This is a genomic window from Streptomyces bobili (assembly GCF_002154575.1).
Classification (GTDB): Bacteria; Actinomycetota; Actinomycetes; order Streptomycetales; family Streptomycetaceae; genus Streptomyces; species Streptomyces bobili.
This window is the reverse complement of record NZ_MUBA01000448.1, coordinates 1-2,945: the sequence shown is the minus strand read 5'-3', so window position 1 is coordinate 2,945 and position 2,945 is coordinate 1. Positions and strand designations below refer to the sequence as shown.

Below are 2,945 nucleotides of genomic sequence, written 5' to 3'. Positions count from 1 at the left end.
CCCCGGGACACCGCGGCCTGGCACCAGCTCCTGGACCGGCACGGCTTCGACGTGATGGCCACCGACACCCTCCAGTGCCCCGACGACCACACCCGGCCCCGTATCACCGACGTCTACCGGGCCGTACGACGCTGAGGGCGCCCCCGTCTGCGCCTGCGGCGTGCGAGGCGGATCAGCGGGCCGTCCGGGCGTGGACGTGGTCGACGAGGCGGGTCAGCGCGTCCGGGTCGGTGGACGGCATGACGCCGTGGCCGAGGTTGAAGATGTGGCCCTCCAGTCCCTCGGCGGCGTCGAGGACCTCACGGGTCTTGGTCTCGACGGCCTCGGTGGAGGCGAACAGCACGGTCGGGTCGAGGTTGCCCTGGAGCGCCTTGCCGGGGCCGACGCGGCGGGCGGCCTCGTCGAGGGGCACCCGCCAGTCGACGCCGACGACGTCCGCGCCGGCCTCGCCCATCAGGCCGAGCAGTTCGCCGGTGCCGACGCCGAAGTGGATGCGGGGGACGCCGTACCCGGCGACGGCCTCGAAGACCTTCACCGAGGCGGGCATCACCGAGCGGCGGTAGTCGGCCGGGGCGAGCGCGCCCACCCAGGAGTCGAACAACTGCACCGCCGAGGCGCCCGCCTCGATCTGCACCTTCAGGAAGGCGGCCGTGATGTCCGCGAGGCGGTCCAGCAGGTCGGCCCACAGCTCGGGGTCGCCGTACATCATCGCCTTGGCGTTCTCGTACGTGCGCGACGGGCCGCCCTCGACGAGGTAGCTCGCGAGGGTGAAAGGCGCGCCGGCGAAACCGATGAGGGGGGTCGGGCCCAGCTCGCGGGTCAGCAGGCCGATCGCCTCGGTGACGTAGGAGACGTCCTCGGGGGTCAGGTCGCGCAGCCGGGCGAGGTCGGCGCGGGTGCGGATCGGCTCCGCGACGACCGGGCCGACGCCGGGCTTGATGTCGAGGTCGAGGCCGATGGCCTTGAGCGGGACGACGATGTCGCTGAAGTAGATCGCCGCGTCCACGCCGTGCCGCCGCACCGGCTGGAGGGTGATCTCGGTGACCAGCTCGGGCCGCATGCAGGACTCGAGCATCGGGATGCCCTCGCGCACCTTGCGGTACTCCGGCAGGGAGCGCCCGGCCTGGCGCATGAACCACACGGGCGTGTGCGGCACCGGTTCACGCCGGCACGCCTTCATGAAGGGGCTGTCGTACGTCGCTGTCGGCTGCCGGCCCGCGGGGCTCTCGTTCACGCTCACGACGGCAAGTCTCCCATGACGCGGAAACCGTGCGGAAACCGGCGGGGGCCGCGCCCTCAGCGCCTGCTCACCGACCCCGCACCGTCGGCGGCACGCCCGCCGACGCCCCCTGGCCGTGCGCGTGTTCGCCCAGCGCGCAGCCGTCCGAGGTCCGCCCCTGGGTGTCTTGCCCTGCGCGAAGCTCCCGTTCCCCTTAATCTTCCCCGCATGGCTGCGGCTCAGGGACGACTGTCGGACGGCACGGGCGGGATGGATGACGCGAACGAGGAGGACCTGGAGGCGAGCAGGGCGGCTCCGCCGCCCTTCCGGGCCGCCGTCGACGCACTGAGGGCGGCGCGACTGCGGCCCCAGATCGAGGTCGAGCCGACACCGGCGCCACGGCGCCTCGCGCCGTACGCGTACGCGCTGGAGGCGACGGTCGTGGACGGCGACCAGGACCTGGCCGACGGCCGTCTGGTGCTGCTGCACGATCCGGCCGGGCACGACGCCTGGCGCGGCACCTTCCGGCTGGTCACCCTCGTGCGGGCGGAGCTGGAGCAGGAGATGGCCGTCGACCCGCTGCTGCCGGACGTGTGCTGGTCCTGGCTGACCGGGGCGCTCCAGACACGCGGCCTGATGTACGGCGAGCCGAGCGGCACGGTCACGCGCGCGAGTTCGCACTACTTCGGCGGACTGTCGGAGCGTCCGGCGTCCTCGCAGATCGAGATCCGGGCCTCCTGGACGCCCCGCGAGGGGCTGGGGGGCGTGCCGGACACGGCGGCGCATCTGGCGTCCTGGTGCGATCTGCTGGCCCAGGTCGCGGGGCTGCCGCCGGCCGGCCCGGGGGACGCGTCGGTCGTGACACTGCCGCAACGACGGGGGCCGCAGTCGCGCTGACCACGCGCATCGAAGACATTCCGCGGGGTCCCTGTCCAGGGGCCCCGCGGATCTGTTTTCCCGGCTCAGCCGCCTCGGCCGCTTCGGCCCCTCCGCCTCCGCCTCATCGACCCCCGGCGGCCGGTCGGCCGCGCTCACACGCCGTGTTCGGCTCCGATAACCGCCGACTCCCTCGAACGGCCGCCTCCATTGACCATCTCTTTGTCGATACGGCCACTTTCGATCTCATACGACCCCCGCTCAAACCGATTCGATCTTCGGATGATCGATCACGCGTCCGAATTGCACGGATTGTTACTCACTAGATCGTGATCATTTTCTAAAGGACCAAGGCTTCGGTGCCGAAGACGACTGTGACCTTGAAAGCACGGTTCGTCCCGGCTTCATCCCCCGCGAACCGGCCCCGTCGTCCCCCACCCAGGAGGCCTGGTGTCCGTTCTCCTCGAGCAGCCCGCAAGCCTGGTCGCCTACCGCCCGAACAAGCCCACCGCCATGGTGGTCGTGGCCGACCCGCGCGTCCGCTCCACCGTCACCCGCCACCTGTGGGCGCTCGGTGTACGCGACGTCATCGAGGCCTCGTCCGTCGCGGAGGCTCGTCCCCGCATCGGCAACCCCCGCGACATCTGCGTCGCAGACGTCCACCTTCCCGACGGCTCCGGCCTGACCCTCCTGTCGGAGACCCGCGCCGCGGGCTGGCCCAACGGGCTCGCCCTCTCCGCGGCCGACGACATCGGCGCCGTACGCAACGCCCTCGCCGGCGGCGTCAAGGGCTACGTCGTCACCGGCACCCGCACCAACGTCGGGCTCCCCACCCGGCCCGGTGCCGCTC

Annotated in this window: 3 protein-coding genes; 2 read left to right on the top strand and 1 reads right to left on the bottom strand. The window is 72.2% G+C overall.

Annotation, left to right across the window (positions count from 1 at the left end; genetic code table 11):
- Positions 1 to 172 precede the first annotated feature (172 nt).
- Positions 173 to 1,240 carry a uroporphyrinogen decarboxylase gene (gene hemE, locus BZL64_RS29830; RefSeq protein WP_086772270.1) on the bottom strand — a complete coding sequence of 356 codons (1,068 nt, stop codon included), beginning with the start codon at positions 1,238 to 1,240 and terminating at the stop codon, positions 173 to 175.
- Between the two features lie 249 nt (positions 1,241 to 1,489).
- Between hemE and BZL64_RS29825 the strand changes: the two genes are divergently transcribed.
- Together BZL64_RS29825 and BZL64_RS29820 are read left to right on the top strand one after the other, a co-directional pair.
- Positions 1,490 to 2,116: a DUF3000 domain-containing protein gene (locus BZL64_RS29825; RefSeq protein WP_167396215.1), complete on the top strand. Its 627-nt coding sequence runs from the start codon at positions 1,490 to 1,492 to the stop codon at positions 2,114 to 2,116.
- A 429-nt stretch (positions 2,117 to 2,545) separates the two neighbouring features.
- The coding region (locus tag BZL64_RS29820; protein ID WP_143663345.1) for a response regulator at positions 2,546 to 2,945 on the top strand (400 nt) is incomplete at its 3' end.